The organism is Candidatus Hydrogenedentota bacterium, from assembly GCA_016791475.1.
Classification (GTDB): domain Bacteria; phylum Hydrogenedentota; class Hydrogenedentia; order Hydrogenedentales; family JAEUWI01; genus JAEUWI01.
Genome location: JAEUWI010000387.1, coordinates 1 through 559, shown reverse-complemented (window position 1 = coordinate 559; position 559 = coordinate 1). Strand labels below are relative to the sequence as shown.

Here is a 559-nt window from a genome sequence, read left to right as displayed (position 1 = left end):
AAGGTCGGGAACCCTCGCCTCGGTTAGAACCAAAATGCCTTGCCTGCCGAAAGCGACAATTATTAATTCAGCGCCCCTTAAAGGCGTATCTCTGAAGTAAGCAAGAATAGAAAAGCCGTCAACCGTCAACCGTCAACCGTCAACCGTCAACCGTCAACCGTCAAAATCATGTCCCACCAAAAACATACCGCACTCAAACGCCCCGCTCTCGGCCATTTTGGCCGGAACGAGTGGGCCATCATTGGTGCGCCCTGCGGCAGCATCCAGACCCTGGCGCAAAGCCTCATCGGCCTGCTTTCAGACCAATACAAGGTTGCTTATGTAGATGCTGATCACAAAAGCGCAGATGATGCAACAGAAGCACCGCAAACCCCGCTCGGAAAAGGGGCTTCAATGGAATACACCGACAAAATCACGCATCGCCGTTTTGAGTGGGGTAGTGAGATGGGCCCTTTTCAATTCCGGCCCTTATTCAACGGGCAGGACCTGATTCTGGTGAATGGCAACCACTTTGAAGCGGCCCGTCAGATCGTCATCATTGATGCCCGCAAAGAGCAAT

General features: G+C 52.6%; 1 protein-coding gene. It reads left to right on the top strand.

Features of this window, described 5'->3' with window-relative positions:
- Nucleotides 1–168: 168 nt before the first annotated feature.
- The coding region (locus JNK74_29830; GenBank protein MBL7650370.1) for a molybdopterin-guanine dinucleotide biosynthesis protein MobA at nucleotides 169–559 on the top strand (391 nt) is incomplete at its 3' end.